This window comes from Geobacillus sp. WSUCF-018B (assembly GCF_002809985.1).
In the GTDB taxonomy this organism is placed as follows: domain Bacteria; phylum Bacillota; class Bacilli; order Bacillales; family Anoxybacillaceae; genus Geobacillus; species Geobacillus thermophilus.
In genome coordinates, this window is record NZ_PIJF01000090.1 from 1 (window position 1) to 4424 (window position 4424).

4 protein-coding genes and 1 pseudogene are annotated in these 4424 nt (G+C 32.0%); all 5 read left to right on the plus strand.

The window, feature by feature from the left end:
• Positions 1-94 precede the first annotated feature (94 nt).
• Positions 95-643 (plus strand): annotated as a pseudogene (locus CV944_RS16240) (sugar transferase); the annotation flags it as partial.
• A 25-nt stretch (positions 644-668) separates the two neighbouring features.
• Positions 669-1928, plus strand: a complete 1260-nt coding sequence (locus CV944_RS16245) for a flippase (protein WP_100664533.1) — start codon at positions 669-671, stop codon at positions 1926-1928.
• Positions 1921-3072 carry a UDP-galactopyranose mutase gene (glf, locus tag CV944_RS16250; protein ID WP_100664534.1) on the plus strand — a complete coding sequence of 384 codons (1152 nt, stop codon included), beginning with the start codon at positions 1921-1923 and terminating at the stop codon, positions 3070-3072. The genes CV944_RS16245 and glf overlap by 8 nt, the downstream gene beginning before the upstream one ends.
• A 20-nt stretch (positions 3073-3092) precedes the next feature.
• Entirely contained in the window at positions 3093-4061 is a 969-nt protein-coding gene (locus CV944_RS16255) for a glycosyltransferase family 2 protein (protein ID WP_100664535.1), read from the plus strand.
• A gap of 99 nt (positions 4062-4160) precedes the next feature.
• The coding region (locus tag CV944_RS16260; RefSeq protein WP_233205139.1) for a DUF6444 domain-containing protein at positions 4161-4424 on the plus strand (264 nt) is incomplete at its 3' end.

The following is a 4424-nucleotide window of genomic DNA, read 5'->3' on the forward strand; positions in this document are numbered from 1 at the left end:
GGTGACTCTATTCTACCAGAAAAAAGGGCGATTCTTCTATATTTGAGGCAAAAAAGTGGGGGCTGATCCCAAAACGCATTCGCGTTTTGGGTCAGCCCCACTTTTTTTGATTATCAGCATCTTCTATTTATTCGGTGACTCGAAAGGACCAATTTTCTTCAAGCAAGTTCGTGTAGGGAAAAACGGAAAAAGATTTTATATTTATAAATTTCGTTCCATGATTGTCAATGCAGAGGAAAAACTGAAAGCAGATAAAGAACTGTATGAAAAATATTTAAGAAACAATTATAAGCTAGAACCGCATGAAGATCCAAGAATTACAAATTTAGGACGCTTCTTGCGAAAAACGAGTCTTGATGAAATTCCCCAATTGATTAATGTGTTAAAAGGGGAAATGAGTTTGGTTGGACCGAGACCAGTGGTTGAGGAAGAACTAAAAGAGTACGGCATGGAAGTTTCAAAATTTTTATCAGTCAAGCCAGGAATTACAGGCTATTGGCAGGTAAGTGGAAGAAGTGAGGTCGGGTATCCTGAGAGAGTAGACGTGGAATTATTTTATGTATATAATCAATCATTGTTTTTAGATATAGTGATTCTCGTAAAAACAGTTTTCATGGTCCTTTTAAGAAAGGGAGCTTATTGATTTTGATTATAGGAGAAAAGTATGTATGTCTGATAAAAAAAGATTATTTGAAAACTTTCTATCTTTAGCAACTTTGCAAGGACTAAATTATATACTTCCTTTGCTTACGCTACCTTATTTAGTGAGGGTTTTAGGTCCAGACAACTATGGATTAGTGGCGTTTGCTCAATCAATCATTCAGTTTTTTATTATTTTAGTTGATTATGGGTTTAATCTATCTGCTACAAATCAAATTGCGATTTATAGAAACAATAAAAAAAGAGTTCAAAGTATTTTCAGTACTGTTATGACTATTAAGTTATTCTTTATGATGATAAGTTTCTTTATACTTTGTTCATTGATCTTGTTATTCCCGAAATTTCAAAACCATAAACTAGTATATATAATAACATTCGGAATGGTTATTGGTAATGTTCTTTTCCCTATTTGGTTTTTCCAGGGAATAGAAAAAATGAGGTATATAACTATTCTTAATATCATTGCTAAAACAATTTTTACGATAGGCATTTTCTTGTTAGTAAAACAGCGCAATGATATCCTGTTTATTCCATTGCTTAACTCCCTCGGAACTATACTAATTGGATTCATATCTTTAGGTATGATCAAAAGGACTTTTGGCATAAATTTTGTATCCCCTAGTTGGAGCAATATTAAATACCAATTAAGAGAAGGGTGGCATGTATTTATTTCTACAGTAGCTATTAGCTTGTATACAGTTAGTAATACATTTATTCTCGGTTTATTTACTAATAATACAGTTGTAGGATATTATGCAAGCGCTGAAAAAATAATAAATGCTGCAACTGGGATTATCAATCCAATTTCACAAGCGATTTATCCTTATATTAGCCGATTAATGTCAGAAAGCCGTGAGAAAGGGCTAATCTTTATAAAAAAAATTCTTTTGATAGTCGGTGGTTGTACTTTCCTGATATCTTTAATGATTTTCGTATTTACGGAAAACATAGTAGATATTGCTTTAGGAGATAATTACAGGCAATCTATTATAGTGCTAAAAATTATTGCTTTTTTACCATTTATAATAGGATTGAGTAATATTTTCGGCATCCAAACAATGTTGACTCTAGGATACAGGAAAGCTTTTTCAAATATTTTAATGCTAGCTAGTATATTAAATATTTTCTTAGCTATCATTTTGGTACCTGTGTTTAAACATATAGGAACAGCTTTTGGTGTCGCTATTTCGGAGTTTTTTGTTACTTTGACAATGTTTATGTATTTACATTCAAAAGGAATTAAACTTCTGGAGGGTAAACATGTTTGATTATGTGATTATTGGAACAGGATTTGCCGGCAGCGTGCTGGCAGAACGAATTGCAACACAATTAAATAAGAAGGTATTAATGATTGAAAAACGCAATCATATTGGAGGAAACGCGTATGATTCGTATGACAGTCAAGGCATTTTAATCCATAACTATGGGCCTCATATTTTTCATACGAAAATAAAAAAAGTTTGGGATTATTTATCTAACTTTACAGAGTGGCATTTATATCACCATAAAGTTCTCGGAGTTATAGATGGACAAAAAGTTCCGATTCCATTTAATCTAAATTCCATCAATCAGTTATTCCCTAAAAATTTAGCGGAGCGGTTAGAAAAGAAACTTATCGAAAATTTTGGTTATAATAAAAAAGTACCTATCTTAAAACTAAGAGAAGTGGAAGATACAGATCTGAAGTTTTTAGCCGATTATATATATGAAAAGGTGTTTCTTGGTTATACGACAAAGCAATGGGGTGTTACGCCAGAAGAGTTAGATCCTTCTGTCACAGGACGGGTGCCTGTATACATTAGCCGGGATGACCGATACTTCCAAGATCCTTATCAAGGGATGCCGAAGGAAGGATACACCAAACTATTCGAAAGAATGCTAGATCATGAAAATATTAAGATTTTACTAAACACGGATTACAAAGAGGTACTGCAATTTAACTTTGAAACAGGTGAAGCAAGTTTATTTGGGCAGAAATTTGGTGGGAAAATTATTTATACAGGTCCAATTGATTACTTCTTTGATTACAAATTCGGGCAATTGCCTTATCGTTCGTTAAACTTTGTATTTGAACAGTTCAATCAAGAACAAGTACAAGAAGTAGGAACTGTCAATTATCCAAATGATTATAACTTTACAAGAATTACTGAATTCAAGCATTTAACAAATCAAATTTCTAATAAAACAACAACTGTTAAAGAGTTTTCCCAAGAGTATATTCCTGGGAAAAATATTCCTTACTATCCGATTAAGAATGAAAATAATTTGGAACTATATAGAATGTATAAAGAAGAAGTAAGAAAATATGATAACTTAATTTTTATTGGTCGTTTAGCGGAGTATCAATATTATGATATGGATATGGTAGTTGCTAAGGCTTTAAGAGTATTTGAGGAAAAGATAAAAATATGATTTAAAAGGTGAGAAATATAGTGGGAAAAGTATGTGCAGTAATTGTGACTTACAATCGATTAGAAATGCTAAAAGAATGCATTGATGCTTTACTAAACCAAACATATAGCTTAGATGGTATATTAATTATAAATAATAATAGTACAGATGGGACTAAAGAATATTTAGATGTTCTTGTGAAGGAAAATAAAAAAGTTCAAGTATTACATTTAAACGAAAACATTGGTGGGGCTGGAGGATTTCATATTGGCGTAAAAGAAGCTTATGAACAAGGATATGATTGGATTTGGATAATGGATGATGATGCTGAACCAGATGTAGATTGCTTAAAGAATTTGATGGATTTTGTTTGTGGCAATAAAGATATAGGCTTTGTAGCCCCACTAATTGTTAATAAATACTCTAATAAAATTCAAAACTATCATCATAAAAAACTTAATAGAACATTGACAAAGGATATACCAATATCTTTGGAATTGATAAATAGCCAGAAAGCGATTGAATTAGATGCGAATGCATTTGTCGGACCATTGATTTCTAAGAAAGCAGTGAAAGCAGTTGGTTTTCCGCGTGAAGACTTTTTTATTTGGCTAGATGATACAGAATATACTTATAGAATAAAACAACAAATGAGTAGCTATTTAATTACTAATGCAATTATGTATCATAAAGATGGTATATCTCCTAATGACGCCGTAAAGAATTTTTGGAAAGTTTGTTATGGATTAAGAAATAGAAGTCTTTGGATTAGTTCTAACTTAAAGGGAATGAACTTATTCATTGGAAATGTATTGTTAGTAATTGAGTTTATAAAACGTATGTTAGTAATTTGTTTAAAAAAGAAATGGAAATACAATAGGTTATTAGGTTTAAGATATTTATTTCGAACAATATGGTATTCTTTTAAAGGGATAAGCGGAAAATTTATAGATCCACAACAATATTTAAGTAAAGTTAAATCTATAACTGTAGATGAGCAATTTTCATAACAATAATTGTAACTATTCAGCCACATCATAAAGTGAGCTGAATATTTTTTGCTTTTCCTGTCYATGATGTGAATATTGATAGACAAGGAGGTGAATCGCATGTTGACGGTACAACAAGCTGTATTTACAGTTGAGAGCTTAATCGGCAAAGTTCAACAACAAAAACAGCTCATTCATCAACTCGTTCAAGAAAATGAACATTTGCGTCACGAAAACAAACAATTATGCAAAGAAAATGAACAACTGAAGTACCGTGTTCAAGARCTGGAAGCACGCACGAAAAAAAACAGCTCYAATAGCCATTTGCCCCCATCTTCTGACCGTTTTGAGAAAAAGCGTTCCTCCCGCGAGCCGTCTGGCAAA

Excerpts from the sequence above, each read along its gene's own strand:
- CV944_RS16245 (WP_100664533.1), top strand. The coding sequence starts at position 669 with ATGTCTGATAAAAAAAGATTATTTGAAAACTTTCTATCTTTAGCAACT.
- glf (WP_100664534.1), top strand. The coding sequence starts at position 1,921 with ATGTTTGATTATGTGATTATTGGAACAGGATTTGCCGGCAGCGTGCTG.